The organism is Paraburkholderia phytofirmans PsJN (assembly GCF_000020125.1).
GTDB lineage: Bacteria > Pseudomonadota > Gammaproteobacteria > Burkholderiales > Burkholderiaceae > Paraburkholderia > Paraburkholderia phytofirmans.
This window is the reverse complement of record NC_010681.1, coordinates 727398-753706: the sequence shown is the minus strand read 5'-3', so window position 1 is coordinate 753706 and position 26309 is coordinate 727398. Positions and strand designations below refer to the sequence as shown.

Here is a 26309-nt window from a genome sequence, read left to right as displayed (position 1 = left end):
AAGAAATGACTCAACCCCATCAAGCTACCCTGCTCGTCGAGCTGCTGACCGAAGAACTGCCGCCGAAAGCGCTCGCGCGTCTCGGCGACGCCTTCGCGGAAGGCATTGCGCAGCGCCTCGCGGCGCGCGACCTGATCGAAGGCGAACTGTCGTTCGAACGTTATGCCACGCCGCGCCGCCTCGCCGTCACGATCAAGAACGTGCGCGCGGTTGCGCCGGAAAAACACGTGCGCGAAAAAGTGCTGCCGGTTTCCGTCGCGCTGGATAAAGACGGCCAGCCCACCGCGCCGCTCGCCAAAAAACTCGCGGCGCTCGGCTTCCCCGATTTTTCGGTGAACGACCTGGAGCGCGCGCAGGACGGCAAGGCCGAAGCCTTCTTCCTGCGCTATGCCGCGCCGGGCGCCACGCTCGCCGACGGCCTGCAGAGCGCGCTCGACGAAACGCTCGCCAAGCTGCCGATCCCGAAGGTCATGACGTATCAGCGTCCCGACGGCACCAACGTGCAATTTGTGCGTCCGGCGCATCGGCTGACCGCGCTGCATGGCGAACAGGTCGTGCCGGTGAGCGCGCTCGGCATCGACGCCGACGACACCACGCTCGGCCATCGTTTCCTCTCCGAAGGTTTCGTGCAGATCCAGCATGCGGATACGTACGCCGAGACGCTGCTGCACAAAGGCCACGTGGTAGCGAATTTCGCCGACCGCAAGGAAACCATCCGCACGCATCTGCTCGCGCAAGCCGACGGCGATCAGGTCGTGATGCCGGAATCGCTGCTTGACGAAGTGACGTCGCTGGTCGAATGGCCGGTGGTCTACGCGTGCCGTTTCGGGGACGAATTCCTGCAAGTGCCGCAGGAATGCCTGATCCTCACCATGCAGACGAACCAGAAATACTTCGCGCTGACCGATGCGAACGGCAAGCTGCGCTCGCGCTTCCTGATCGTGTCGAACATCGAAACGTCCACGCCGGGCGATATCGTCGAAGGCAATGAACGCGTGGTGCGTCCGCGTCTGGCCGATGCGAAGTTCTTCTTCGAGCAGGACAAGAAGAAGCCGCTCGCGGACCGCGTGCCGCTGCTCGCAAACGTCGTGTATCACAACAAGCTGGGCTCGGCGCTGCAGCGCGTGGAGCGCGTAGAAGCGCTGGCCGGCGCGATTGCCGAACTGATCGGCGCGGACGTGGCGCTCGCAAAGCGCGCCGCGCGTCTGGCCAAGGCCGACCTGATCACCGACATGGTGGGCGAATTCCCCGAGCTGCAAGGCACGATGGGCACGTACTACGCGCGCCACGACGGCGAGCCGGAAGAAGTCGCGCTCGCGTGTTCGGAACACTATCAGCCGCGTTTCTCGGGTGACGCGTTGCCCACCACCGCGACCGGCACCGTCGTCGCGCTGGCCGACAAGCTCGAAACGCTGGTCGGCATCTGGGGCATCGGCCTGCAGCCCACCGGCGAGAAGGACCCGTTCGCGCTGCGTCGCCACGCGCTCGGCGTGCTGCGCATTCTCGTCGAGAAGCAACTGCCGGTCGATCTGGTCGAACTGCTGCGTACTGCTCACGCGCAATTCGCAGCGGTGCCGAACGTGACGGATTCCACGCAAGCCATTTACGAATTCAGCATGGACCGTTTGCGCGGCCTGCTGCGTGAACGTGGCTACGCGCCGGGCGAAATCGACGCGGTGCTGGCGCTGAATCCCACGCGTCTCGACGACATCGTCGCGCGTCTGGATGCCGTGCGTGAATTCGCAGCGTTGCCGGAAGCGGCGTCGCTCGCGGCGGCCAACAAGCGCATCTCGAACATTTTGAAGAAGTCGGAAGGCGCGGCGACCGGCGGCGTGCAGGTTGCGCTGCTCACCGAGGCTGCAGAAAAGGCGCTGTACGCGCAACTCGAACAAGTCGCGCCGCGCGTGCAATCGCAACTGGCGGCACGCGACTACACGGGCGCGCTAACCGCGCTCGCCGCGTTGCGCGAACCGGTCGACACGTTCTTCAACGACGTGATGGTCAATGCCGAAGATCCGGCGTTGCGCGCCAACCGTTTGGCTTTGCTCGGCGCACTGCATCAGCAGATGAATTGCGTCGCCGACATTTCCCGACTCGCCGCCTGAGCCCTAAGCCATGCCGATGCCGACCAAGAAAGTGGTGATCCTCGACCGCGACGGCGTGATCAACGTCGACTCCGACGCGTTCATCAAGTCGCCGGACGAATGGGTGGCGCTGCCCGGTTCGCTCGAAGCCATCGCGCGCCTGAATCAGGCCGGCTATCGCGTGGCGATCGCCACCAACCAGTCGGGCATCGGTCGCGGCCTGTTCGATATGAACGCGCTCAACGCGATGCATCTGAAGATGCATCGCATGGCGGCGGCGGTCGGCGGGCGCATCGACGCGGTGTTCTTCTGCCCGCATACAGCGGAAGATCACTGCGAGTGCCGCAAGCCGAAGCCCGGCATGCTGAAGATGATCAACGAGCGTTTCGAGGTCGATCCGGAACAGACGCCGGTGGTCGGCGACTCTCTGCGTGATCTGCAAGCAGGCGCGTCGCTCGGCCATCCGGCTCATCTGGTGCTGACCGGCAAGGGCCGCAAAACGCTCGAGGCCGGCGGCTTGCCCGAAGGCACCATTGTCCACGACGACCTGCGCGCCTTCGCACTCGACTTCCTCGCCGACGCTCAAGAGTGACGCGCGCCACGCGCGTCCCCAACCCTCACTGACCACGCCGATGCGCTTCATCCGCTCTTTGCTTCTGCTGATCTACTTCGTTCTGTTCACGGTGCCGTACGCGACTGCATGCTTCATCGCATTCCCGTTCATGCGCGCCGACAACCGCTACTGGATGGCGGCCGGCTGGTGTCGTGCGACGCTGCATACGGTGCGCTGGCTCAACGGCATCCGCTACAACATCGAAGGCTTCGAGAACCTGCCTAACGGTCCCGCCGTGCTGCTCTCCAAGCATCAATCGGCGTGGGAAACGCTGGCCTTTCCGGCGCTGATGCCGCGGCCGCTGTGCTATGTGTTCAAGCGCGAGTTGCTGTACGTGCCGTTCTTCGGCTGGGCGCTCGGCATGCTGAAGATGGTTCATATCGATCGCAAGGAAGGCAAGTACGCGTTCGAATCGGTCATCAAGCAAGGCAACGCGCGCATGGCCGAAGGCGCCTGGGTCATCATGTTTCCGGAGGGCACGCGCACGCCGACCGGCAAGCAAGGCAAGTACAAAACCGGCGGCGCGCGTTTCGCGACAGCCACCGGCGCGCCGGTCGTGCCGATCGCGCACAACGCAGGACGTGTGTGGCCTCGCAACTCGTTTCTCAAATATGCGGGTATAGTCACAGTGTCGATCGGCAAGCCGATCGAGACGACGGGGCTCACGCCCGATGAAGTGAACACGCGCGTCGAACAGTGGATCGAAGCTGAAATGCGTCGCATCGATCCTACAGCGTACCGCGCGGCGGAAAGCAGTTCCGCCGCCGCACCAATCTGACGCGCCCACGCCCTCGAAGGCGTATTTGCGCGAAGCCGAATCCGATGCAGAAGTCTCCTACGCCGCAGCATGCTGCGGCGCTCGATAACCGGCAACTCGATCTCCCGCTCTTCGCCGAGCCGGGGTCGATGTCGTCGTCGCCTTCACCTTCCGCACCCACACCCGGCGCTTCGCAGCGCTCGCCGGGCGGCCAGCAGCCGGCCCTGCCTCTCGCGCCGGATGGCAGCAAGCTGCGCAGTCTCGCGATCGGCTCACGCACGCTGCACTACGCGCTCAAACGTTCGGCGCGCCGCTCGATCGGTTTTGCGATCGACAGCACGGGTCTCACGATCACCGCACCACGCTGGGTCACGCTCGCCGATATCGAAACCGCGATCACCGAAAAGCAGCGCTGGATTTTCACGAAGCTGATCGAATGGCAGACGCGTGTCGAACAGCGCGCGCTGCCGAAAGTCGATTGGAAAGATGGCGCCGAGGTGCCCTATCTCGGTCAGCCCGTGCGCGTGAAACTCGGCGCGCCGCAAGGCATGCTCGCGTTCAGCGCGCAAGATGCGGCGCTGCAAGTGCCGCTGCCCTTGCAAGCGGATCCGCAGCAGATCAAGGATCGCGTGCAAGGCTGGCTGCAGGGTGAAGCGAAGCGTCTGTTCGGCGAGCGTCTTGCGATTTACGCCGAGAAACTGGGCGTGAACTATCGCGCGTACGCGCTCTCGTCGGCGGCGACGCGTTGGGGCAGTTGTTCGAGTGACGGCAAGATTCGCCTGAACTGGCGCCTGATTCACTTCCCGCTTTCCATCATCGATTACGTCGTCGCGCACGAACTCGCGCATCTGCGTGAAATGAATCACAGCCCGCGCTTCTGGCAAACAGTCGAATCGATTTTTCCGGAATTCCGCGAAGCGCGGCAGACACTGAAGTCGCATCCGCCGGAATTGCTGCCGACGCTTTAACGCTTATTTTGTACCTTGTAGCGCCTTGAAGCCGGCGCTTCGATTTCAATCCGAAGCGCCGGTTTGTCACACACACCGCTCATTCCGAGCAGAAAGTTTCCTGCAGATGACGCCACGTCACCTTGCCGTGCGCGTCGAGATCCATCACCGCCGTAGAGCGCCGCACGTTCGCGTTGCCGGCGCCGTCGCGCTGATACTCGCGATATTTCACCACTGCCGCTGACGGATACTCCGCGACGATCTCCTTGTCGCGGATCGTGATTTGCGAGCCTGGACGCGCGCCGTGCAGCTTCGAGAAAATCTCGCGCACGCCGGCGTGATCCAACGCGATGCCCGATGTCATGACCAGCGTGAATTGCGGTGCGAAGCGCGCCATGATTCGCTGCAGTGCGCCTTCGTCCGCGGAACCGTTGAACAGGGCTTCGATTTCGACGTGGATCTCGTCGAGTTCGTTGAAGTAGGGATTGATGTTATTCATTGTCGACCTCGCCCTGCCGCGAGCCTTATTTCTTCTTCTGGATGAACTCGATCTTGTAGCCGTCCGGATCCGTGACGAACGCAATCACGGTCGTGCCATGTTTCATCGGACCGGCTTCGCGCACGACCGTACCGCCTTGCGCCTTGATCTTTTCACAGGCGGCGTAGGCGTCTTCCATTTCGATGGCGAGATGGCCGAAGCCCGTACCGAGGTCGTACGAAGGCGTGTCCCAGTTGTGAGTAAGTTCGATCACGGTGCCGTCGCGTTCATCTTCGTAACCGACGAACGCCAGCGTGAATTTACCGTCCGGATAATTTTCGCGGCGCAGCAGTTTCATGCCGAGCAATTCTGTGTAAAAGGCAATCGAACGGTCCAGGTCGCCGACCCGGAGCATGGTGTGAAGCAGGCGCATGATGCACTCCCTGTTGCGTGGTAACGAGACCGTCAATGTACCCGGAATCGCCCGGCGTTGCAGGGAGCGCCACCTGTGAATCAGTACTCAGAACTGATGTCGAATACCTGCCATCAAGCCGATCTGCGAGCTCTTCTGCGCGAGCCCGACGCTGTTGACGCCCTGCAGTTGCGCGCCGATCAGGTCGCCGCGATACAGCGAATAATCGCCTTCCAGATAGACGTCCGTGCGCCGCGACAGGTTGTAGTCGGCAACCAGTTGATATTGCCACGCTGAGCCGTCCTGCGCGGCGGTCTTACCGTCCTGCAACGTGCGCCAGACGTTCGCGGCGAAGTGCCACTTGTTGCTCACCTGTTGCGTGATGCCGCCCATGATCATGCGGCGCCGCGCGAAGTCCGTGTATTTGAGCGCCGCCAGCACGGGCGCGGTGAACGGGCCATTGGCGAAATTCGAAAAGCCCGCGTCGTTCTGATTGACGATATAGCCGGCGGAAAAACGCGTCAGATTCCACGTGTACGCGCCGCCGAAAGTCCATGTCTTCGCGGCGGCGCCGTTGACCGAATCTTTCGACACTTCGTACGCGCCGCCCACGCTCAACGGACCGCCTTCGGGTTTATAAGCTGCGGCCGCGCCGATCTGGCTGCCGTATGAATTGCCCGCATTGCCGCCGAATGCATAGCCGGCGGCGAACGTGAAGCCGTTATATCTGGCCTGATATTGCACCTGGTTGCTGGTCCAGATGCCGCCCGTCATGGTGATTTCAGGCTGAAAACTGAAGTCGTACGGGATCCACGAATTGCTGCCGTAGCCGGCCACCGTGACACCTTCGATCACCACGTTGTACTGCCGCCCGAGGATGATCTGGCCGTACGAATCCGATCGCACGCCGACCTGTGCTTCATTGAAGAACGGCAGCGTGGGATCGCTCTGGCCGGTGTTGACGTAGATGCGGTTTTCGAGTTTGAAGAAGGTAGACCAGCCGCCGCCGAGATCCTCGACGCCCTTCAGCCCCCAGCGGCTCTGCGTCATGCCGCCCGTGCCGAGTCCAATCGACGAATCGCCGGCCTTGTTGGCGTGAGTCAGGTAGCGCACGCTTTCGTCGACCACGCCGTACAGCGTCACACTGGATTGCGCCTGCGCCAACTGACATCCCAACGACGCCAATGCCGCGGGCACCGCGACCGCCGCCAACCTGCCTACGTTCTTCATCACTTCTCCTCGTACAGGCTCCGCGTCGCGCGGATGGAGTTTGTCTGCCTGGAATGTCCTGATAAAACGTTAGTGGCAGAACCTTAGCGCGAAACGCGAGCCGTGCGAAATTAGTCTGAGACAGGTGTTGTTAAGTCGGCAAAAACGCTTGCAACCTTGCTTGCGGCGTAAAAGAAGCACGCGTAGGCAATGGGGTCATCGGTGGGCAGCGCGGACAGGTTTGCTATCGTACGAGCTATTTTCCGACTCGACATCGCCCATGAGCACTCCCGCCCTGCCCGCACGCCGCGCCCCGGATAGCTTCGCCATCCTGTTGATGGTCGGCCTGTGCGCAATCTGGGGCCTCCAGCAAGTCGCGATCAAAAGCACCAATGCGGCAGTGCCGCCGGTCTTCCAGGCGGGCCTCCGGTCGGCGATTGCATCGGTGCTGGTGTGGGTCTGGGCGCGCTCACGCGGCACGCCGCTCTTTCGCGACGACGGCACCCTGGGCGCCGGCCTGCTCGCGGGCGTGCTGTTCGCGGGCGAGTTCGTGTGCATTTTTCTTGGCCTGACGCTGACCAGCGCGTCGCGCATGGCGGTCTTTCTGTACACCGCACCGTGCTTCACGGCGCTCGGCCTGCACTGGTTCGTCGACGGCGAGCGCATGCGGCGGATTCAGTGGGCGGGTATCGTCGTCGCGTTCGCGGGCATCTCGCTCGCCTTCGCGGACGGCTTCCTGCATGGCCCCGCCACCGGCGGTTCGCTGCTCGCGGGTGTCGCGGGCGACGCGCTCGGGGTGCTGGGCGGCATCACGTGGGCCGCGACAACCGTGGTGGTGCGCGCCACGCGACTCGCTCAATCGAGCGCCAGCAAGACGCTGTTTTATCAACTGATGGTGTCGGCGGTGGTGCTGCTCGCGCTTGCGCTCGGGCTCGGCCAGGCGCACGTGGAAACCGTCACGCCGCTGACCGTGGTGAGCCTCGCGTATCAGGCGGTGATCGTGGCGTTCGTCAGCTATCTGCTGTGGTTCTGGTTGCTGACGCGCTATATCGCTTCGCGCCTGTCGGTATTCTCGTTTCTCACACCGCTGTTCGGCGTGACCTTCGGCGTGCTGCTGCTCGGCGAGTCGTTCAGCCTGCGCTTTCTGATGGCCGCGGTGCTGGTGCTGACCGGCATCGCGTTGGTCAACGCGCCGGCAAAACGCGTGACAGGCTAGAGGATCGCGTTATTCGAGAGCAGACGCGATGCCCCCGCCAACGCTTAGGCTTTGGCCGCCACGATCTGCGCCACGCGCACGTATTCGTCCACAGGCACGTCTTCAGCGCGCCGTTGCAGATCGAAGCCGAGCGCCTCGAAATCCACCGAATCACGATAGGCAGCCAGCGTGTTGCGCAACATCTTGCGACGCTGCGAGAACGCGGCCGTCACCACTTCGCCGAGCACGCGCTCGTCCACTGGCGCCAACTCATGCAGTTCATACGGGATCATCCGCACGATTGCCGAATCGACTTTCGGCGGCGGGTTGAATGCCTCGGGCGGCACATCGAGTTGCTTGTCGATCACATAGCGGTATTGCAGCATCACCGAGAGACGGCTGAACGCCTTGGTGCCCGGCTCCGCCACCATCCGCTCGACTACTTCGTTCTGCAACATGAAGTGCTGATCGATGACGCGATGCGCGAACGACGTCAGATGAAACAGCAGCGGGCTCGAAATGTTGTACGGCAGATTGCCGACAATGCGCAGCGACGCTTTCTCGCCGGGCGCGGCCAGCGAGCCGAAGTCGAACGCAAGCGCGTCACCGGCGTGCAGTTCGAGCAGGCCGCCGAATTTCGTCTTCAGACGGCCGATCAGATCGCGGTCCAGTTCGACGGCGTGCAAGGGCGCTTCCGGCGTCGCGAGACGCTCGATCAGCGGTTCGGTGAGCGCGCCGAGACCCGGCCCGATCTCGACCATGCGCTCGCCGCGTTGCGGCCGGATGACATCGACGATCGAATCGATCACGCCCATGTCGACCAGAAAATTCTGACCGAAACGCTTGCGCGCGATATGACCTTGGTGCCGGCCCTGTTGCTGTCTGCTGGTGGACATCGAAGAAACGCTAAGAAAGAGAGCTGCTTAAGAAAAGGAACTGGCTGAGCGGCGCGCACTTCTGGACGCGTTCGACGCGCTCGCCGAACCCGAGCCGCTCACGCTCCTGCTAGCGGCAGGATACACGCGAGCAGCGGGCCGGCAGCGCCGATTCAGCCCGCGCGGCGGTGCTGCGCCATCGACACCGCCGTCTCGATCGCGGCGATCAGGCTGCCCGCGTCGGCGCGGCCGGTGCCGGCCAGGTCGAGCGCGGTGCCGTGATCGACCGACGTGCGGATGATCGGCAAACCGAGCGTGACATTGATGCCTTCGCCGAACGTGGCGTACTTCAATACCGGCAGGCCCTGGTCGTGGAACATGGCCAGCACGCAATCGGCCTCGTCCAGATAACGCGGCTGGAACAGCGTGTCGGCCGGATACGGACCGCGCGCGTCGATGCCTTGAGCGTCCGCGAGCTTCAGCGCCGGTGTGATGACATCGATTTCCTCGCGGCCGAGATAACCGTTTTCGCCCGCGTGCGGGTTCAGCCCCGTCACGAGGATGCGCGGCGCCGGCAAGCCGAAGTGATGCCGCAAATCGTGATCGATGATGCGCAGCGTCTCGACAATGCCTTCGATGGACAACGCGGCGGACACATCCTTGAGCGGCAGATGCGTGGTCGCCAGTGCGACGCGCAACGGGCGCTTGCCGGTGCCGGCCAGCATCATCACCACGCGCGGCGTGTGCGTGCGCTCGGCGAGATATTCGGTGTGGCCGGTGAACGGCACGCCGGCATCGTTGATGGTGCTCTTTTGCAGCGGCGCAGTGACGATCGCGTCGAACGTGCCGGCTACCGCGCCATCGATCGCTCTGTCGAGCAGGTCGAGCACGTAGCGGCCGTTGGCCGCGTTGAGCTTGCCCGCAACGGCAGGCGCTCCGAGCGGCCGGTGCTGGAGGCGCACGCGTTTGCCGTCCGCGACCAGCGCGCTCCAGTCGACGCCCACGGCCCGCGCGCGTTCGGCGAGCAGGCCGGCGTCGCCCAGCACGGTGAACTGCGCGTGCGGCCAATGCGCCGCCGCGCCCGCCAGCGCCTGCACTGTCAATTCGGGACCGACGCCGGCGGGCTCGCCGGTCGTGATCGCGATCTGCAGCGGTGGGCGGGCGGACTGGGTGGCGCTAGTCATGACAGTTATTGCGTGCTCGACAGAGTGGGCTTCACTTCCACATACGCGGTGTCGCGCAGTTCGCGCAGCCAGTCGGCGTAGGCCTGTTCCGCCTTGCGCTGACCGATGGCCTGGCGTGCCAGATCCATCTGCTGCGAGACCGAACCTTCGGATTCGCGGCGGCCCAGCACCTGAATCAGGTGATAGCCGTATTCGCTGCGGACCGGATCGCTGATCTGGCCGTCCTGCAGGTTGTTCATGGCGCGCTCGAATTCCGGCACCGTCTCACCCGGGCTGATCCAGCCGAGGTCGCCGCCTTGCGACGACGAACCGTCTTGCGAGTAAGTATGCGCGAATTTGGCGAAGTCGCCGCCCGCGGCGATTTCCTTCTTGATTTCGAGCAGTTTCTGACGCGCTTGCGGTTCCGACATGCCGTCGCCGACGCGCAGCAGAATGTGGCGCACGTGCGTTTGCACGAGCTTCGGCGCATCCGAGCTGGTGCCCTGACCCGCACGGCGATCGACCAGACGCACGATCTCGAAACCGTCGTTGGTGCGGATCAGATCCGGATTGACTTCGCCGGGACGCATGGTCGAAACAGCCTTGACGACTTCAGGCGGCAGCTTGGACGGCGCAACGAAACCGGTATCGCCGCCTTTCGATGCATCCGGCGCCTGCGAATTCGACTTCGCCAGCTTGTCGAAATTGGCGCCGCCCTTGGCTTCGGCAAGCAACGCCTGGGCCTTCTGCTGAGCCGCTTCGATATCCGTCTCCGGCGCGTTCAGCGGCGCCTTCAGGAAAATGTGCTGCAGATGCAGGTCGCTCGTCGCGCCGGCGTTCGGGCCGCGCTGACTAGCGATATAGTTCGCGACTTCGGCGTCCGACACCGTGACCTTGCTGTCCACTTCCTTCTCGCGCAAGCGCGAAAGCGTGAGTTCGGTACGCGCGTCGCTGGTGAACGTGCTCCAGGGCACGCCTTGCGCCTCGATACGCGAGCGGTACACGTCGAGCGACAGGTTGTTCGCCGCGGCCAGCCGTTCGAGCGTTTTCTGCACGGTGGCGTCGTCGATATTGATGTTGTCTTCTTTGGCCTTCTGCAACTGAATGCGTTCCAGCACCATCTGGTTGAGCACCTGCTGACGCAACTGGTCCAGCGGCGGGACCGGCGCGTTCTGCTGGTTCAGGCGACGGGTGATCAGGCTCATGCGTTCGTCGAGTTCGCGCCGCGTAATGACACCGTTGTTGACGACTGCGGCAATGGTGTCGACCGTCTGGCCGCTACTGCCGCCCAGCGCCTGCGCCTGCACCGGCGCGACCGACAGGAAAGACGCCGCGGCGGCCAGACCGGCCGCAAGCGTTGCCAAGCGAAGCTTTTTCATGATTGCCACAGATACTCCAATGATGTCGGGCGCGCCTGGCCCGTCTTTTCGCACTTTATAAATGATCGGGCGAGCGTCATTCGTAATTGGTGAAACGCGACTCCGGCGGCGGCGGTGGCGGCAACGGCGTATAGCCCGCCACGCTGGCGCGGAATGCACTCATCAGCCCGTTGTCGACGCTCGACAAGCCCTTGAACGTCAACTGCGCGAGAAACCGCGTGCTCGACTGATTCTGCCCCGAGGTGTTCAGACCGTTCGCGTAGCGCTGGATCCCCGCCCCGAGCGTCCAGCAATCGGCGTCGTACTGCAGGCCGACCAGACCGTCGACGATCCGATGGCCGCCCAGGTCGTAATTGAAACGGCCCACGCCGAACACCCGATGCGTGAGCGGCCATTGCCCCGAGATCAGCACCTGATTGATCGGCTGGTTGTCCAGCGTGGTGTTCGCGCGGGTGTAACGGTACCCGACGTTGATCACCTTGCCGGTGGCCGGGCTGAACCCGAAGCCGATGCTCGTCTTGACCAACTGGTTGTTGTCGGCATTATATTGGAACGCCGTTTCCGAAGCGAAACCGGCGCCGAGCTTGAACGACGCGCCCGCGATCAGGTCCGAATGCGTGGCCTGCGTGCTGGTCTGCGTAGGCTGCAGCGTGACGCGCTGGTCCTGGAAATAGTACTGCTGCGCGATCACGAAACGCGCCCGCTCGTCACCCGTGGCCGCGTCGATGAAGCGCGTGGTGAGAGCGGCCGTCAGGCGGTTCGCGTCGGCGATCCGGTCGTTGCCGACGAAGGTGTTCGGCGTGAAGATTTCCGCGAGGCCGAAGTCGGAGTCGGCGGTGTCGAACAGCGGCGCGGACTCCTGATTGCGATACGGCGTGTACACGTAATACAGACGCGGCTCGAGCGTCTGGATGTAATCCTGCCCGAAGATCCGCACCGAACGGTCGAAGATCAGGCCCGTGTCGAAGGTGAACGTCGGGATCGATTCGGTGAAGTTCTTCGGCGTGCCAAGCGGCACGTCGTCGTGAATATTGCGCAGGTTATACGACGCGAAGTGCCACTGCACCTTTGGCGTCACGAAGTAACCCGGCCCGACCACCGAATACGCAAGGTACGGATTGAACATGACCCGCTGACCTTCGGTCTGGTCCGCGGTGGTGATGCTGAAATTCGTGTAATCGGCTTCCGCGCCGTAGTCGAAGCCGCCGACGTTGTACTTCGCGTACTTCACGTTCAACTGCGGCTCGCGGCCGTACGGCGCGGTTGAAGGCTCCAGCGTCTGCCAGTGCTGTTCGCGCGCGAGCACCGACCACGGGCCATTGCTGTAGGTCAACCCGGCTTCCTGTTGATACAGGAGCTGGGTGCCGTTCATGAACTGACTGACCGACGACGACAGGTCTTCCGGATACGTGTTGTCCGAAACCTTGTTGTAGTAGATGTAGCCGCCGAACCCGTTGCCGAAGTTCTGGTTGTGCTGGATGTACAGCGCGTAGCGGTTGGTCTTGGTCAGGTGATCGTCCGGCAGGAACTCGCCGGTGATCGAGCCGGAATACGTGGGCGACAGATAACGGAACGTGGACTGCAACTGCACGCCGCGCTTGGAGATCAAGCGCGGCGTGACCGTCAGATCGCGATTCGGCGCGATATTGAAGTAATACGGCACCGACAGTTCGAAGCCGTTCGACGAACTCAGCGAGAACGTGGGCGGCAGAACCCCGCTGCGCCGCTGGCCCGAAAGCGGGAACGACAGCCAGGGCGAGGCGAACACCGGCACGCCCTGGAAAAACAGCACACCGTTATGGGCGACGCCTTCGTCCGCGCCGGTGTCGAAGTCGAACTCGCTGCCCTTGATGTACCACGCCGGATCGTCCGCGCATGCGCAGGCCGTGTAAGTGCCCTTCGTGAACACCGAGCGCTCGTTGTCGAGCAGGTCGACGCGCTCCGCGCTCCCCGAGCCGCCCGTCACGTTGAAGTGGTACTTCGGCGCGGTCATGAAACCTTCGCTCGAATCCACGCGCATGTGCGCTTCCGGGCCGACGAACGAATTGCCGTTGTTGACCACGTGGACCTTGCCGTACGCGTCGGCCATGTCCGTGTCCTGGTCGTAATGCAGCGCGTCGGCCTTGATCACGACCGTATTGCGGCGCACCTCGGCCGAGCCCTTGGCGGCCATGTCCTGGTCGCTGGTGCCGGTGGTCGCGTCGCCGAGTACGAACGTGGCCGGCTTCTGGCCCGTCTGCAGCGGACGGTCTTCGAGCTGCGGGGCGAGCTGCATGCCCCAGGGCGCGTCGATAGGTTGCGGCTGCGCGGCTTCCCCCACCAGCTGGGCGTGCGCAAGCGCGGGCATCAGGCCCGGAACGGCGATCAACGCCGCGACGAGCCGCCTTTTGCGCGGCACAACAGCACAAGAGGGAGTCGTTTGGGAAAGCTGTCTAGGCGGCATGTATCGTTTGGCGAATCGGCTCGTCCGTCAGCATCTGCAGTCACGGTCCACCGCCTGCACACCCCGACCGTGACAGTCGGCTGCACATCAATATTTACAATCTGTTGAACGATGCGGCGGGCGGTAAAGCGGAATACGCGAAAAGCTGGCGTGAGCCGCGTCAAAAAAGTCGTGGGGTATTATATGGCAAGACGTTGCCCCTCTGAATTTGCCGCCGGTTTTCATGACGCTGCCCCCATCCCAAGACTCCACCGATACCCGTCTCGACCTGCTCAAAGCCTGGCTGAAAGGCCATGCGGCGCGCTATTCGCTCGAGCTCGACACACTTGTCCCGGCTTCGTCCGACGCCAGTTTTCGCCGCTATTTCCGGCTCGCCGGTAAGGCGGCGGAAGGCGAAAGCAACGGCACGCTGATCGCCGTCGATGCCCCGCCGCCCGAAAAGTGCCGCGAATTCGTGCAGGTCGCGCAGTTGCTGGCGGCCGCCGACGTGCACGTGCCGCGTGTGCTGGAAGTCGACTTCGAGGCCGGCTTCATGCTCGTCACCGATCTGGGCACGGCTTCGTACCTCGGCGCGCTGACCGAAGCGCAAAACGCCGATGACCCGCGCCGCGCCCGCTCGCTGATGCGCGACGCGCTCGACGCGCTGATCCGCTGGCAACTCACGTCGCGCGAAGACGTGCTGCCGCCGTTCGACGAAGCCTTCCTGCGCCGCGAGATGGAGTTGATGCCGGAGTGGTTCCTCGGCCGGCATCTGGAGCGCGGAACGGACGAACAAGCGGACGAAAAAATCCGTGGCGTGCTCGATCGCACGTTCGCGCTGCTGATCGCGAGCGCCCGCGCGCAGCCGCAAGTGTTCATGCTGCGTGACTTCATGCCGCGCAATCTGATGATCGCCGCCGAACCGAATCCCGTGAACCCCGGTGTGCTGGACTTCCAGGACGCGGTCTACGGCCCGATCACCTACGACGTCGCCTCGCTGCTGCGCGACGCGTTCCTGAGCTGGGACGAAGAGTTCGAGCTGGATTGCTTCGTGTACTACTGGGAACGGGCGAAAAAAGCCGGCCTGCCGGTCGACCCTGATTTCGGCGAGTTCTACCGCCAGATCGAATGGATGGGTTTGCAACGGCACATCAAGGTGCTGGGCCTCTTTTGCCGGATCAACTATCGCGACGGCAAGCCGCACTACATGAAGGACCTGCCGCGTTTCATCGGCTATGCGCGCAAGGTTGCCGAGCGCTATGCCCCGCTGCGTCCGTTCGCGAAGCTCCTCGACGATCTCGAAGGCCGCGCGAATGAAGTCGGCTACACCTTCTGACCGATGACGATGTCCCTGAAGAAAGCGATGATTTTCGCCGCCGGACGCGGCGAGCGCATGCGTCCGTTGACCGACACATGTCCCAAGCCTTTGCTCGACGTGGGCGGCAAGCCGCTGATCGTGTGGCAGATCGAACGGCTCGCGCAAGCGGGCTTTCGCACCATTGTGATCAATCATGCATGGCTCGGCGAGCAGATCGAAGCCGCGCTCGGCGACGGTTCGCGCTGGCAAGTCCAGTTGCGCTATTCGGCGGAGCGCGAAGCGTTGGAGACGGCGGGCGGCATCGTGCAGGCGTTGCCGCTGCTCGAGGATGACGGCGCGAGCGAAGTGTTCGTCGCGGTCAGCGGCGATGTGTACGCCGATTTCGATTACGCGACGCTGAATGCGCACGCCGAAAAATTGCAGGCCTTGCCCGAGCCGGGCATGCATCTGGTGATGGTGCCGAACCCGGCGTTTCATCCGAACGGCGACTTTGGTTTGGTGGACGGCGGCGCGTTATCGCTCGATGCCCAGCCTCGCTTCACGTTTGGCAACATCGGTCTGTACGACACGCGCATGTTCCGCGATCTGCCGGGCGGCACACGACGCGCGCTCACGCCGTACTATCGCGACACGATTGCACGTGGTCTAGCGCGCGGCGAGTTGTACGAGGGCTTGTGGGAGAACGTCGGCACGCCGGCGCAGCTGGGTGAACTGGATCGGCGTTTGCGCGTGTCAGACGGCAGGAGTTAGAAGTTCGGCGTTCGGCGCAAGAGTCTCGCGCCGAATCGCGCGGGGATAACACCAAGAATCGCCGCGCAAATTTACCGCCCGCCGTCGCCCGCGCTCACCGTTTCCACCGCATCCGGCGCCTCTGCCGCGCGCTGCTGCTGCAATGCCCACATCTGCGCGAACAGGCCGTTCGCGCGCAGCAGTTCCGCATGCGTGCCGCGCTCGACGATCCGCCCTTTGTCCATCACGATGATCTGCTGCGCGTGCACCACCGTCGAAAGCCTGTGCGCGATGATCAGCGTCGTGCGCTCGCGAGCAATCTGATCGAGCTCATGCTGAATCGCACGCTCGGAACGTGAATCGAGCGCGGAGGTCGCTTCGTCGAACAACAGGATCGGCGGATTCTTGAGAATGGTCCGCGCGATCGCCACGCGTTGCTTTTCGCCGCCGGACAGCTTCAGTCCGCGTTCGCCGACCGGCGTTTCATAGCCTTTCGGCAAGCCCTCGATGAACTCGTGAATATGCGCCGCCCGCGCCGCCGCGATCACTTCGTCGCGCGTCGCCGAAGGCCGGCCGTATGCGATGTTGTAGTAAATCGAATCGTTGAACAGCACCGTATCCTGCGGCACGATGCCGATCGACGCGCGCAGCGAATCCTGCGTGACGTCGCGAATATCCTGACCGTCGATAGTGATCGCGCCGCCCGTCGCGCGGTCCAGATCGTAGAAGCGGAACATCAGCCGCGCGAGGGTCGACTTGCCCGAACCGCTATGGCCGACCACCGCCGTCGTGGTGCCCGCCGGAATCGTGAAGCTCACGTCGTGCAGAATCTGGCGCGCCGGTTCGTACGCGAAATTCACATGCTCGAAGCGCACCTGCGCGCCGCTCACGCGCAATGCGGGGGCGTCCTCGAGATCGGGCACTTCCTGCGACGCGCCGAGCAGCGTGAACATGCGGTCCATATCCGTGAGGCTTTGCTTCAACTCGCGATACACCACGCCAAGAAAATTCAGCGGAATATAAAGCTGCAGCATGAAGGTGTTGATCAACACCAGATCGCCGAGCGTGAGACGTCCGGCCATCACGCCTTGTGTGGCGCGCCACAGAATGAACACGAGCCCGGTGCCGATAATCGCCTGCTGCCCAAAGTTCAGCGCCGACAGCGAGCGCTGCGACTTGATCGCCGCCGTGCGATAGCGCTTGAGGTTTTCATCGTAACGGCTCGCTTCCCACTCTTCGTTGCCGAAATATTTGACCGTCTCGTAGTTCAGCAGCGAATCGATCGCGCGTGAATTCGCCTTCGAATCGAGATCGTTCATGGTGCGGCGAAAATGCGTGCGCCACTCCGTGACCTTCACCGTGAACACGATATACACGGCCAGCGCGATGAACGTGACCACCGCGTAATACGCCTCGTATTTGACGACGAAAAAGCCGAGCACGAGCCCGACTTCGACGAGTGTCGGCAGAATGCTGTACAGCGAATACGAGATCAGTTGCGTGATGCCGCGCGTACCGCGCTCGATATCGCGCGACATGCCACCCGTCTGCCGTTCGAGGTGAAAGCGCAGCGACAGCGCATGCAGATGGCGAAACACTTTCAGCGCGAGTTGCCGCACCGCGCTTTCAGTCACCTTCGAGAACAGAATCTCGCGCAGTTCGGTAAACAGCGACGTGGACAGCCGCACCACCGCATACGCGACCACCAGCAGGCCGATGCCGCCCAACAGCACGATGCCCGGCGAATCGTGCGCGCGGCCGAGCGCGGTGAGATGCTGCACCGAGGCGAGGCCGTCGACGATCCGCTTCATCACGATCGGCACGCCGAGATTGGCGACCTTCGCGCCGATCAGGCAGCTCAACGCGAAGCCGACGCGCCATTTATAGGTGGCGAGATACGGCAGCAGCGAGAGGATCGTTTGCCAGTCGTTGCGCGGCTGGGTGGAGATCGGGGAAGGTTCGGACGAGGGCGTGCGGCGCATGGGGATCGGCTGGGGAGAGTGTGGAAATGCCGGAGTTCGCAGCGGCGCGCCGACCGCGGCGTGCCTGCCCGGCACACTGCTTGTTGTCGCGCGACCTCGCTGGGCGCTTTCCCGTACAATTCCTGATCTTTCTATTGTCGCAGAAGCCGGCTGGCGCCGCTTTTCATGCGTTGGCCCGCCGTGGGTGGCACGTTGGCCGCGCGGTGCGTGCCGTACCGTTGTCGTGAAATCCCCCGCCTGCCGGTCGAGCCGACCGAGCCAACACGTTTCTCAAGGGTGCCCCCGATGACCGATATGCTTCAACTCCCGCAAAAGCACTGCGCGCTGCGCGTCGTGCCGCAGCCCTCGGACGCGAACGTCCATGGCGACGTGTTCGGCGGCTGGATCATGGCGCAGGTGGACATTGCCGGCTCGATTCCGGCGAGCCGCCGCGCCAACGGGCGGGTGGCGACCATCGCGGTCAACTCGTTCGTGTTCAAGCAACCGGTGTTCGTCGGCGATCTGCTAAGTTTCTATGCGGACATCGTCAAGACGGGCAATACGTCGGTCACCGTGGCGGTCGAGGTCTACGCGCAGCGCATGAGTCTGACCGAAGATCTGGTGAAGGTTACCGAAGCCACACTGACCTACGTCGCCACTGACAGCGACCGCCGTCCGCGCGCGCTGCCGGTACTGGACTGAGCGCCCTGACTGCGCACAATGAAAAACGAGGCGCCGCGGCGCCTCGTTGTTTTAACCGTAGTACCGCGTCACTGGCTCGCTGCCTGGCCGATTCCCGCCTTCTTCTGAGCCTTCTGAATGTCGTTCGGATAGTTCGGATCGGTGCTCGACGGCTGATAGCCGTTGGCCTCCAACTTCTTCAACTCGGCGTTTTTCTTCGCCCGCGCCTGCTTGCGCGCGGCCTTGCGCTGTGCTTTGGTGGACGGCGCCGCTTTCGATGCGGCCGACGGAACCGCCGCGTCAGTATCGTTCCCCGCCGGACCGCCACCGCCGCCGCCGCTTTGCGCGAACGCCGGCGCGGCGCAAGCCACGCTCAGTACAACCGATGCCAGCAACACGGACAATTTCTTTGCAGGTGACGACGTCATTGTTCTCTCCAGTCGGATCAATCAGATTGGCGGATAGTCGACGGCGCAACGCCCATGCCCCAGTGCAAGCAGCGAAAATCGGGCGCAACGCCACGTGAATCGGTGCTTCGTGGTTCCCAGCGCGGTCTGAGATGGGAACCACGAATATAGCCGACCGAAACCCCCGCGCAAACGTTTTATGCGAACAAGTACGGGCTAACCCGCACGAAGCGCCGCCGCCGGCGCATTGCTGCTGCGCAAATAGGTGTCGACCTGCCCTTCGATCCATTGCGCGAAATGCGCCTGTGACGCATTGAGCATGTCGCGCTGCTGCCAGACCAGCCAATAGGGATAACGGTACGGCACGCGGATATCGGTGATCTGCACCAGCTCGCCGCGCGCCAGCGCGTACGCAACCAGGCTGCGCCGTTCGAGCGCGATGCCCTGGCCCAGCAGCACGGCGCCGATCACGATATTCGAGTCGTTCGCGGACAACACCACGGCGCCCTCGGCCGGCTCCGCGACCTGCGCCGCCTGACACCAGTCGTGCCACGGCGTATCGGGACTCGAAATGAGCGGACAGGCCAGCACTTCTGCCGCGTTCGAAGGCAAACGGCCATGCGTCAGAGCAAAATGCGGCGCGGCAACCACCACCATCTCGTCGTCGAACAGTTTCTGTTGCGCGACGTTCGGCCAATGCCCCTGTCCCATGCGGATGCCGATGTCGCTTGCGCCCAGGCGGAAATCCTCGACCTGCAAACTCGTCTGCAAGCGAATCCGGTAGTACGGATGCGCGTCGCGAAAGCTGCCGAGACGCGGCACGAGCCAATGCTGAGCGAACGACGGCAAGGTGGTGATGACGAGTTCGCTTTCGTGCGGGCGCGCCTGCGCGCGGCGCGTCGCATGGGCGATGTCGCGCAACGCCATGCGGATGTCGAGCGCGTAAAGCCGTCCTTCCTCGGTTAGCCGCAGCCCGCGCGCCTCGCGCATGAACAGCGCGACGCCCATCGAATCTTCCAGCACCTTGATCTGCTGACTCACCGCCGAGTGCGTGACATGCAATTCCCGCGCGGCCTGCGTCACGCCGCCCAAACGGGCGACGGCCTCGAAGCAGCGCAGCGCGGTCAAAGGCGGGATCGGTTTCATGTAAGAAATTCTGACGTAAATCGTCTTTATTTGTCGCTTTTTTTGCGCTGCGGAGATGCTTAATCTATCGGTTCGATGCGCCTCGACCCAGGCCGGAAGCGAAGCCGCACGGCCACGAAGCGCTCGGGCGCGCCATGATAGATGTTCTAACGGGAGTGAGATGAAACTGATCGGAATGCTGGATTCGCCCTACGTACGCCGGGTCGCCATCTGCCTCAAATTACTGAAGCTCGAATTCGAGCACGAGTCGATTTCGGTGTTCAGCACCTACGAGCAGTTCGCGCGAATCAATCCCGTCGTCAAGGCGCCCACGCTGATCGCCGACAACGGCCAGACCGTGATGGACTCGACGGTGATCCTCCAGTACCTGGCCACGCTCGTCGGGCCGAACCAGCGGCTTTTCCCGACGCGTCCCGACGCCGCCTTGCGCGCCGCCCGCCTCACGGGCCTCGCGCTCGCCGCGTGCGAGAAGACCGTGCAGATCGTCTACGAACGCAATCTGCGTCCCGTGGACAAGCAACATGAGCCGTGGATCGATCGCGTGAGCACGCAGTTGTTCGCCGCGTATGCCGAACTCGAACGCGAACTCGCGGCGGCCGCGCTGCCGATCGAAGCCAACCAGTTCGACGCCGCCGACGTGACCACGGCGGTCGCCTGGCACTTCACGCAACTGATGCTGCCGGGGCTGGTCAGCAAGACGGAGCATCCGGTCCTGCAGTCGTTCTCCGAACTGGCGGAAGCTCTGCCGGTTTTCCTGAGCACGCCGGCAGAGTGAGCGCCGCGACGCGAGCGGCTCAAACCGTCGCCAGTTCGCGCCCTATGCCACCTTGCAGCAACTCGGAGATCGCGTCCGTCGATAACGGTTTCGCGAAGTAGAACCCCTGCATCTCGTCGCACGCGCGCTCTTTCAGGAAGTCGAGTTGCGCGGACGTCTCCACGCCTTCGGCGATCACCTGTAACTTCAGCGAATGCGCGAGTGCGATGATCGCCGAGGTGATCGTCTCGTCGTCGCCGGACACGCCGATGTCGGACACGAACGAGCGGTCGATCTTCAGCCGATCCACCGGGAAGCGCTTCAGATAGCTGAGACTCGAATAGCCGGTGCCGAAGTCGTCGATGGCGAGGCCGATGCCGAGCGCGTGCAGTTCGTTGAGCATCGACACCGCTTCTTCGGCGTTGCGCATGATGGTGCTTTCGGTCAATTCGAGTTCGAGGTATTGCGGCTCGAGACCGGTCTCGGCCAGCACCTGCATGACCAGCTTGGCGATGTCGCGCTGCTGGAACACGCGCGCCGACAGATTCACCGACACGCGCGCCGGCGGCAAGCCTTCGTCCTGCCAGGCCTTGTTCTGGCGGCACGCCTCGCGCAGCACCCACTCCGAGAGCGGCCCGATCAGCCCGCTTTCTTCAGCGACCGGAATGAACGACGACGGCGGCACCAGTCCGACTTCCGGATCGCGCCAGCGCACCAGCGCCTCGGTGCCGACGATCTGTCCGCTTTCGATATCCACTTGCGGCTGGTAGTGCAGCAGGAACTCGTTGTCACGCAACGCGCGGCGCAGACGCCGTTCGAGATTCAGGCGCGCGCCCGCGCTCGCGTTCATCTCCGGCTGATAGAACTGGAACGTGTTGCGGCCCATGTCCTTCGCGCGGTACATCGCGAGGTCGGCCTTCTTCATCAGGGTTTCGGCGTCTTCGCCGTCTTGCGGGAACAGGCTCGCGCCCATGCTGCAACCCACGTACAGCTCGGTGCCGTCGAGCCAGACCGGCTCGGAGATCGACGCGCGCACGCGCTCCATCCACGCGATCAGCGACTGTTCGTCGACGGTGTCGGTCATCACGATCACGAACTCGTCGCCGCCGTGGCGCGCCACCGTATCGCTCGTGCGCGTGCAGCGCGCGAGGCGCTCGGCGACCACGCCGAGCAGCCGGTCGCCGACGCTGTGGCCGAGGCTGTCGTTGACGTTCTTGAAGCCGTCCAGATCCATGAACACGACCGCGACGCCCTTGTGATGCCGTTGCGCCACGATCAACGCATGCTGCAGGCGATCGCGCAGCAGATTGCGGTTCGGCAGGCGCGTGAGGCTGTCGTAGTTGGCCTGGTATTCGAGCTGTTCCTGATAGCGCATCAGATCGGTCACGTCGTTGATCACGCCGATGTGATGCGTGATCACGCCGTCCTGATTCGGCACCGGCGCGATGAAGAGCTGATTCCAGAACAGCGCGCCGTCCTTGCGATAGTTGCGCACCACCGCGCTGACTTCGCGATTCGCCGCCAGCGCCTGACGGATCAGCGCAACGCCCTCCTGCTCGCGGTCGTCGCGTTGCAGAACGCGGCAATCGTGGCCGATCACCTCGGTGGCGTCGTAACCGGTAATGCGCATGAACGCCGGGTTCACGTATTCGATCAGATTGCCAGTCGGCGACGGCGCGGTGATCAGAATCGCGTTGACGCTCGCATCGAGCGCGCGGCTTTGCAGGCGCAACGCAAGATCGGCGCGCTTGCGCTCGGTAATGTCCGTGTAGGAACCGAGCACGCCGATCACGCGGCCGTCGCCGTCGGTGAACGGCAGCTTGCTCGTGACGGTGGTGCGGTGCACGCCGTCGATCACCAGATCGACTTCGAAGTTCATCTTCGGCACGCCGGTGCTCACCACTTCCTTGTCGTGGTCGTTCAGCAGCGTCGAGAAGTCGCGCCACGGCATGTCGGCGTCGCTCTTGCCCACCACCTGCTCCGGATATGCGAGCCCGGCATCGCGCGCAAACGCCATGTTGCAGCCGAGATAGCGCGACTCCATGTCTTTCCAGAAAATGCGCTGCGGAATGTTGTCGATCACCGCTTCGAGCATCTGGTTTGAACGCTGTGCTTCGGCTTCGGCGTTGATCTGATCGGTGACATCGTCGGCGAGCACGAAGAATGCGGCGCGGCCCATGAAGTTCAGCGCGTGATACGAAATGTCGGCGTTGATCGTCGAGCCGTCCTTGCGCCGGTGATGCCAGATACCCGCCATGGTGCGGCCGTGCTGGCCCGCGTCGCTGCGCTGCATGTGCGATTCGAGGCGCGAGATTTCGCCGTTCGGGCGGATCGCGCGAATCGTCATGCCGAGGAATTCGCTTTCGGTGTAACCGTATTGCTGGATCGCGGCCGCGTTGACGGCGAGAAAGCGCAGCGTCTCGCGATCGAAGATATACATCGGCACCGGATGCTCGTCGAACAGGCCGCGAAAGCGTTCGTCGTGGCGGCCGAGCGCGCGCACGCTGCGCAGCTTTTCGCGCGCGCTGTTTTCGCGGGCGCCGAACGTGAAGATCAGCAGCACGCTGCCGCCCAGCATGGTCACGATCAGCAGGAACATCGCCCGCTGCGATTCGCTCGCCGACGCCGCGAGCGACGCCTGCAACGCGCGATTCTCCGCGCCGCGCAGTGAGGCGAGGCCCGCCTCGACGCGATCCAGGCCGAGCCCGAGATAGGTGTAGGTCGAGGCGGCCCACGCGCGCGAGGCGTCCGGCCCGGCAGCGTCGCTCCTGAGCAGCGCGTCGTCGATGTCGTGTTGCAACGCGTGGCTGTCCGCGCTCAGCTTCGCGAGCGCGTCGAGCATAGCGGGTTCGCCGGCCAGTTCATTGCGCAGGTCGCGCTCCAGACCCGTGAGCCTCGTCGCCATCGCAGCGGCCGCACTGGCAGGCGCCGGCTCGCCCGACGCCTCGAAGCGGCCGAGCGCGGCCAGGCCGCCGTCGAGCGCCGTGTGGTAAGCGTCGAGATGCTGGCGCACGCTCGTCGAACGCAGCATGCGCGCGTCGGCGTCGCGTTGGCCGCAGATCTGCGTATAGGCGACGAACGCGTTCGCGCCGATCGCCGCGGCGACGACCGCCAGATTGATCAGCAGCCGCTTCGATAGAAAAGGAGTCATGGGTTCCGAACGTCAATCGTTCTGCGGGCGGGAGCGCGCGGTCGCGGCCGATGCGTCGGGCCGCATCGATACGAGTCTCTTTACGCGCCAACCCATGGATAACGGCAGAGTTCGGAACAGATTGAGGGTAGTGAGTGAAAAAAACCTGGCGGTCGCGCCTGGCAGGTAATGTTGCCTCGGCGCGGGCCTGCTCGCGGCGCTAGCTAGTCACGTGTGCGGCGGCGCCAATCGGCCATACCTAGCCGGCCGCGCCGAACTCCTTCATGGCCGGAACGAAGTCGTGATTGGCCTCCGGCTTGCGCGACAGCTTGGCGAGCACGTAGCGCTTGAACGGCTCCAGTTCGGCCCACTGGGCGACGCCCGGCGCGGCAAGACCGGCGAGGCGCGCCTGATGCGAGATAGCCTCCGGCACACTGTCCGTGCGACGCCAGGCCGGCGCTTCCTCGGGCGTGAACCACTCCGGCTCGATGTTCGCGTGGGTGCGCAGCATTTCGAACAGGGCATGATCGAAATTTGGCTCGATTTCCGCGTCTTCCTCGACCGGGAAACGCGCCAGCAGCTTGCGGTCTTCGAGCGGCAGCGTTTGCCATTGATCGAGCGAGATGCGCAGCCCGAAGCGGTCGAGATTGAAGCGCACCGACATCGGGATGTAGGTGAAATTCTCCGAAGACTCGACCTCGAAGTTGAACAGAAGCGGTGCTTCGTTGAGTCCCATGACTATGTCCCTCTTGGATGGCGGCAACACGCAAGCCCAGCTTGGGGTATTTTAGAACCTTATTCGCGCGACGGCGGCATGGCCGGCGGCAACCGCCGGGCCATCAACTGCTCGCTCGCGCGCGGCATCGCAAAAGGAGTGAACTAGCTTGAACGAACTGGAAACAGCCGGGCAACCGGGCGCAGTGGAGCGCCAGGTGCACCGGCATCGCGGCGCGGCGGTCGAAACCGTCATCGACCACGTTGGTCAGGAATGGCCGGTCGCGCTCGTCTTCAACGGCATTTCGCATGCGGTGATGATGTGCACGCCGCGCGATCTGGAAGCGTTCGCGGTCGGATTCGCGATTTCGGAAGGGATCGTGGCGCGTGGCAGCGACATTCAGGACATCGAGGTCGAACTGCATGATGACGGCGAATTGCCGCATGCCGAAGTGCAGTTGCAAGTGGTGCAACAGGCCTTCGTCGCGCTGAAGGAGAAGCGCCGCGCGCTCGCCGGGCGCACCGGCTGCGGTGTGTGCGGCATCGAAAGTATCGATTTGCTGGATCTGCAGCCGGAGCGTGTGGAGGATACCGGCTTTCTGCAACGCCTCGCGCCGGACGCGATCGCGCGCGCCGCCCGCGAATTGCCCGAGCATCAGGCGCTGACGCGGCTAACCGGCGGCCTGCATGCCGCCGCGTGGTGCGACGCCCAAGGCGCGATCCGCTACGCGTTCGAGGACGTCGGCCGCCACAATGCGCTCGACAAGCTGATCGGCCAGCTGGTGCTCGACCGTGTGGATACCAAAGAGGGTTTTGTGTTTCTGTCGAGCCGCGCCAGCTACGAGCTGGTGCGCAAGGCCGCGCGCGTCGACGTGCCGATGGTCGCCACGATCTCTGCGCCGTCGTCGCTGGCGATTACGATTGCGCGCAAGGCGGGCGTGCGGCTGGTGAGCTTCTGCCGCGAGAAAAGCTACGTCGACTACGATACCTTGCAGCCGACGCAGCCTTGAGCCGCCAACGCGTCTGAACGTTCAGGCGCGCGAACGTCCTGACGCGCTGAAGCTTGAAGCTTGAAGTGGCGAGCGGTGCATTTTCCTTCGACGCCAGAGCGCCCGCACTCCGGAAGTACTTGGTGCACCCCGCACGCCGCTCAGTCGAATTGCCGGAAGTCCGGCTTGCGCTTCTCGAAAAATGCCTTGAACGCCTCGCGCGCTTCGGGCGCGAGCAGCATCTTGCCGAAATGCACGGCTTCTTCGGACATCTGCGTTTGCAATTCCTGGTGGCTCGCGCGCTTCATCAGACTCTTCGTCACGCGCAACGACGAAGCCGGCAACGCAGCCAGCTTCGCGGCTTGCGAAGCGGCGAACGCATCGACTTCGGAGGCAGGCAGCACGCGATTGACGAAGCCCATGCGCTGCGCCTCGGCGGCGTCGAACGCTTCGCCGAGCAGCAGTTTCTCCGCCGCCGCCTGATAGCCGGCCGCGCGCGGCAACAGCAAGCTCGACGCCGCTTCCGGACACAATCCGAGTTGCGTGAACGGCAGCGAGAAGCTCGCGGTATCGGCCGCGTAGACCAGGTCGCAATGCAACAGCAAGGTCGTGCCGATACCGACCGCCGCGCCCGCCACCGACGCCACCACTGGCTTCTCCGCCGAGCTGATCGCGCGCAGGAACTGGAACACCGGCGCGTGTTCGCCCATTGGCGGCGTCTTCATGAAGTCTTCGAGATCGTTGCCGGCGCTGAAAATGCCGGCGCTGCCACGAATCAGGATCGCGCGCACGGCGGCGTCGCCTTGCGCTTCGACCAGCGCGTCGGCCATCGTCTGATACATGGCGGCCGTAATCGCGTTTTTCTTGTCGGGCCGGTTGAAGGCAATCGTCAGCACGCCGTCGGCGCGCTCGACCAGAATATCCATCGTCATCTCCTCGTACTCCT

General features: G+C 63.7%; 23 protein-coding genes. 10 read left to right on the top strand and 13 right to left on the bottom strand.

Translation table 11 applies throughout. From position 1 onward, the window contains the following. Window positions 1-5 precede the first annotated feature (5 nt). The 4 genes from glyS to BPHYT_RS03330 are packed head-to-tail and all read left to right on the top strand — an operon-like array spanning window position 6 to window position 4422. Window positions 6-2105 (top strand): glycine--tRNA ligase subunit beta, encoded by a 2100-nt coding sequence (glyS, locus tag BPHYT_RS03345; RefSeq protein ID WP_012431747.1) that lies wholly within the window; start codon window positions 6-8, stop codon window positions 2103-2105. A gap of 16 nt (window positions 2106-2121) precedes the next feature. Beyond that, window positions 2122-2676: a D-glycero-beta-D-manno-heptose 1,7-bisphosphate 7-phosphatase gene (gene gmhB / locus BPHYT_RS03340; protein WP_041758736.1), complete on the top strand. Its 555-nt coding sequence runs from the start codon at window positions 2122-2124 to the stop codon at window positions 2674-2676. A 40-nt stretch (window positions 2677-2716) separates the two neighbouring features. Next, the gene (locus BPHYT_RS03335; RefSeq protein WP_012431745.1) at window positions 2717-3475 is read left to right on the top strand and encodes a lysophospholipid acyltransferase family protein; all 759 of its coding nucleotides are present in this window, start codon (window positions 2717-2719) and stop codon (window positions 3473-3475) included. 44 nt (window positions 3476-3519) lie between these two features. Next, window positions 3520-4422 (top strand): M48 family metallopeptidase, encoded by a 903-nt coding sequence (locus tag BPHYT_RS03330; RefSeq protein ID WP_012431744.1) that lies wholly within the window; start codon window positions 3520-3522, stop codon window positions 4420-4422. A 79-nt stretch (window positions 4423-4501) separates the two neighbouring features. On the opposite strand, the gene BPHYT_RS03325 is transcribed toward BPHYT_RS03330, so the two are convergent. From BPHYT_RS03325 to BPHYT_RS03315, 3 genes are all read right to left on the bottom strand, one after another. Beyond that, complete coding sequence (locus BPHYT_RS03325) at window positions 4502-4900, bottom strand: hypothetical protein (RefSeq protein ID WP_012431743.1); 399 nt, start codon at window positions 4898-4900, stop codon at window positions 4502-4504. A gap of 25 nt (window positions 4901-4925) precedes the next feature. Continuing rightward, window positions 4926-5312, bottom strand: coding sequence for a lactoylglutathione lyase (gene gloA, locus BPHYT_RS03320; protein ID WP_012431742.1), 387 nt, complete (start codon window positions 5310-5312; stop codon window positions 4926-4928). An 87-nt stretch (window positions 5313-5399) separates the two neighbouring features. Next, window positions 5400-6521, bottom strand: a complete 1122-nt coding sequence (locus BPHYT_RS03315) for a porin (RefSeq protein WP_012431741.1) — start codon at window positions 6519-6521, stop codon at window positions 5400-5402. Between the two features lie 259 nt (window positions 6522-6780). Between BPHYT_RS03315 and BPHYT_RS03310 the strand changes: the two genes are divergently transcribed. Then, a complete protein-coding gene (locus BPHYT_RS03310; RefSeq protein WP_012431740.1) occupies window positions 6781-7716 on the top strand; it encodes a DMT family transporter in 936 nt (311 codons plus the stop codon). 44 nt (window positions 7717-7760) lie between these two features. Here BPHYT_RS03310 and rsmA read toward each other — a convergent pair whose 3' ends face one another. The 4 genes from rsmA to BPHYT_RS03290 all read right to left on the bottom strand — a co-directional run bounded on the left by rsmA (window position 7761) and on the right by BPHYT_RS03290 (window position 13555). Next, the gene (gene rsmA, locus BPHYT_RS03305; RefSeq protein WP_012431739.1) at window positions 7761-8591 is read right to left on the bottom strand and encodes a 16S rRNA (adenine(1518)-N(6)/adenine(1519)-N(6))-dimethyltransferase RsmA; all 831 of its coding nucleotides are present in this window, start codon (window positions 8589-8591) and stop codon (window positions 7761-7763) included. Window positions 8592-8743: 152 nt separating this feature from the next. After that, on the bottom strand, window positions 8744-9754 hold the full coding sequence (gene pdxA, locus BPHYT_RS03300; RefSeq protein ID WP_012431738.1) for a 4-hydroxythreonine-4-phosphate dehydrogenase PdxA: 1011 nt from the start codon (window positions 9752-9754) through the stop codon (window positions 8744-8746). 5 nt (window positions 9755-9759) lie between these two features. Continuing rightward, window positions 9760-11121, bottom strand: coding sequence for a peptidylprolyl isomerase (locus BPHYT_RS03295; RefSeq protein WP_012431737.1), 1362 nt, complete (start codon window positions 11119-11121; stop codon window positions 9760-9762). A gap of 67 nt (window positions 11122-11188) precedes the next feature. After that, complete coding sequence (locus BPHYT_RS03290; RefSeq protein WP_012431736.1) at window positions 11189-13555, bottom strand: LPS-assembly protein LptD; 2367 nt, start codon at window positions 13553-13555, stop codon at window positions 11189-11191. Between the two features lie 223 nt (window positions 13556-13778). On the opposite strand from BPHYT_RS03290, the gene BPHYT_RS03285 reads away from it, so the two are divergent. Continuing rightward, window positions 13779-14870 carry an aminoglycoside phosphotransferase family protein gene (locus BPHYT_RS03285; protein ID WP_012431735.1) on the top strand — a complete coding sequence of 364 codons (1092 nt, stop codon included), beginning with the start codon at window positions 13779-13781 and terminating at the stop codon, window positions 14868-14870. 3 nt (window positions 14871-14873) lie between these two features. Next, window positions 14874-15602 (top strand): N-acetylmuramate alpha-1-phosphate uridylyltransferase MurU, encoded by a 729-nt coding sequence (gene murU, locus BPHYT_RS03280; protein WP_012431734.1) that lies wholly within the window; start codon window positions 14874-14876, stop codon window positions 15600-15602. A gap of 71 nt (window positions 15603-15673) precedes the next feature. Here the strand turns inward: murU and BPHYT_RS03275 are convergent, their stop codons facing one another. Then, on the bottom strand, window positions 15674-17563 hold the full coding sequence (locus BPHYT_RS03275; RefSeq protein WP_012431733.1) for an ABCB family ABC transporter ATP-binding protein/permease: 1890 nt from the start codon (window positions 17561-17563) through the stop codon (window positions 15674-15676). 285 nt (window positions 17564-17848) lie between these two features. Here BPHYT_RS03275 and BPHYT_RS03270 point away from each other — a divergent pair, with 285 nt between their 5' ends. Continuing rightward, window positions 17849-18244: an acyl-CoA thioesterase gene (locus BPHYT_RS03270; protein ID WP_012431732.1), complete on the top strand. Its 396-nt coding sequence runs from the start codon at window positions 17849-17851 to the stop codon at window positions 18242-18244. Window positions 18245-18312: 68 nt separating this feature from the next. Here the strand turns inward: BPHYT_RS03270 and BPHYT_RS03265 are convergent, their stop codons facing one another. Together BPHYT_RS03265 and BPHYT_RS03260 are read right to left on the bottom strand one after the other, a co-directional pair. Continuing rightward, entirely contained in the window at window positions 18313-18651 is a 339-nt protein-coding gene (locus BPHYT_RS03265; protein ID WP_012431731.1) for a DUF4148 domain-containing protein, read from the bottom strand. Window positions 18652-18846: 195 nt separating this feature from the next. After that, window positions 18847-19776, bottom strand: coding sequence for a LysR substrate-binding domain-containing protein (locus BPHYT_RS03260; protein WP_012431730.1), 930 nt, complete (start codon window positions 19774-19776; stop codon window positions 18847-18849). Window positions 19777-19936: 160 nt separating this feature from the next. Between BPHYT_RS03260 and BPHYT_RS03255 the strand changes: the two genes are divergently transcribed. Further along, window positions 19937-20551 carry a glutathione S-transferase gene (locus BPHYT_RS03255; RefSeq protein WP_012431729.1) on the top strand — a complete coding sequence of 205 codons (615 nt, stop codon included), beginning with the start codon at window positions 19937-19939 and terminating at the stop codon, window positions 20549-20551. 19 nt (window positions 20552-20570) lie between these two features. On the opposite strand, the gene BPHYT_RS03250 is transcribed toward BPHYT_RS03255, so the two are convergent. Both BPHYT_RS03250 and BPHYT_RS03245 read right to left on the bottom strand, forming a co-directional pair. Continuing rightward, window positions 20571-23681, bottom strand: a complete 3111-nt coding sequence (locus tag BPHYT_RS03250) for a sensor domain-containing protein (RefSeq protein ID WP_012431728.1) — start codon at window positions 23679-23681, stop codon at window positions 20571-20573. Window positions 23682-23919: 238 nt separating this feature from the next. Next, on the bottom strand, window positions 23920-24396 hold the full coding sequence (locus BPHYT_RS03245; RefSeq protein WP_012431727.1) for a nitrate reductase associated protein: 477 nt from the start codon (window positions 24394-24396) through the stop codon (window positions 23920-23922). A gap of 148 nt (window positions 24397-24544) precedes the next feature. On the opposite strand from BPHYT_RS03245, the gene fdhD reads away from it, so the two are divergent. Then, complete coding sequence (gene fdhD / locus BPHYT_RS03240; protein WP_012431726.1) at window positions 24545-25384, top strand: formate dehydrogenase accessory sulfurtransferase FdhD; 840 nt, start codon at window positions 24545-24547, stop codon at window positions 25382-25384. A 140-nt stretch (window positions 25385-25524) separates the two neighbouring features. Here fdhD and BPHYT_RS03235 read toward each other — a convergent pair whose 3' ends face one another. Beyond that, window positions 25525-26295, bottom strand: coding sequence for an enoyl-CoA hydratase (locus BPHYT_RS03235; protein WP_012431725.1), 771 nt, complete (start codon window positions 26293-26295; stop codon window positions 25525-25527). Window positions 26296-26309: the final 14 nt, after the last annotated feature.

Coding starts and splice junctions, on each gene's coding strand:
- glyS (WP_012431747.1), top strand. CDS start 6: ATGACTCAACCCCATCAAGCTACCCTGCTCGTCGAGCTGCTGACCGAA.
- gmhB (WP_041758736.1), top strand. CDS start 2,122: ATGCCGACCAAGAAAGTGGTGATCCTCGACCGCGACGGCGTGATCAAC.
- BPHYT_RS03335 (WP_012431745.1), top strand. CDS start 2,717: ATGCGCTTCATCCGCTCTTTGCTTCTGCTGATCTACTTCGTTCTGTTC.
- BPHYT_RS03330 (WP_012431744.1), top strand. CDS start 3,520: ATGCAGAAGTCTCCTACGCCGCAGCATGCTGCGGCGCTCGATAACCGG.
- BPHYT_RS03325 (WP_012431743.1), bottom strand. CDS start 4,900: ATGAATAACATCAATCCCTACTTCAACGAACTCGACGAGATCCACGTC.
- gloA (WP_012431742.1), bottom strand. CDS start 5,312: ATGCGCCTGCTTCACACCATGCTCCGGGTCGGCGACCTGGACCGTTCG.
- BPHYT_RS03315 (WP_012431741.1), bottom strand. CDS start 6,521: ATGAAGAACGTAGGCAGGTTGGCGGCGGTCGCGGTGCCCGCGGCATTG.
- BPHYT_RS03310 (WP_012431740.1), top strand. CDS start 6,781: ATGAGCACTCCCGCCCTGCCCGCACGCCGCGCCCCGGATAGCTTCGCC.
- rsmA (WP_012431739.1), bottom strand. CDS start 8,591: ATGTCCACCAGCAGACAGCAACAGGGCCGGCACCAAGGTCATATCGCG.
- pdxA (WP_012431738.1), bottom strand. CDS start 9,754: ATGACTAGCGCCACCCAGTCCGCCCGCCCACCGCTGCAGATCGCGATC.
- BPHYT_RS03290 (WP_012431736.1), bottom strand. CDS start 13,555: ATGCCGCCTAGACAGCTTTCCCAAACGACTCCCTCTTGTGCTGTTGTG.
- BPHYT_RS03285 (WP_012431735.1), top strand. CDS start 13,779: ATGACGCTGCCCCCATCCCAAGACTCCACCGATACCCGTCTCGACCTG.
- murU (WP_012431734.1), top strand. CDS start 14,874: ATGACGATGTCCCTGAAGAAAGCGATGATTTTCGCCGCCGGACGCGGC.
- BPHYT_RS03275 (WP_012431733.1), bottom strand. CDS start 17,563: ATGCGCCGCACGCCCTCGTCCGAACCTTCCCCGATCTCCACCCAGCCG.
- BPHYT_RS03270 (WP_012431732.1), top strand. CDS start 17,849: ATGACCGATATGCTTCAACTCCCGCAAAAGCACTGCGCGCTGCGCGTC.
- BPHYT_RS03265 (WP_012431731.1), bottom strand. CDS start 18,651: ATGACGTCGTCACCTGCAAAGAAATTGTCCGTGTTGCTGGCATCGGTT.
- BPHYT_RS03260 (WP_012431730.1), bottom strand. CDS start 19,776: ATGAAACCGATCCCGCCTTTGACCGCGCTGCGCTGCTTCGAGGCCGTC.
- BPHYT_RS03255 (WP_012431729.1), top strand. CDS start 19,937: ATGAAACTGATCGGAATGCTGGATTCGCCCTACGTACGCCGGGTCGCC.
- BPHYT_RS03250 (WP_012431728.1), bottom strand. CDS start 23,681: ATGACTCCTTTTCTATCGAAGCGGCTGCTGATCAATCTGGCGGTCGTC.
- BPHYT_RS03245 (WP_012431727.1), bottom strand. CDS start 24,396: ATGGGACTCAACGAAGCACCGCTTCTGTTCAACTTCGAGGTCGAGTCT.
- BPHYT_RS03235 (WP_012431725.1), bottom strand. CDS start 26,295: ATGACGATGGATATTCTGGTCGAGCGCGCCGACGGCGTGCTGACGATT.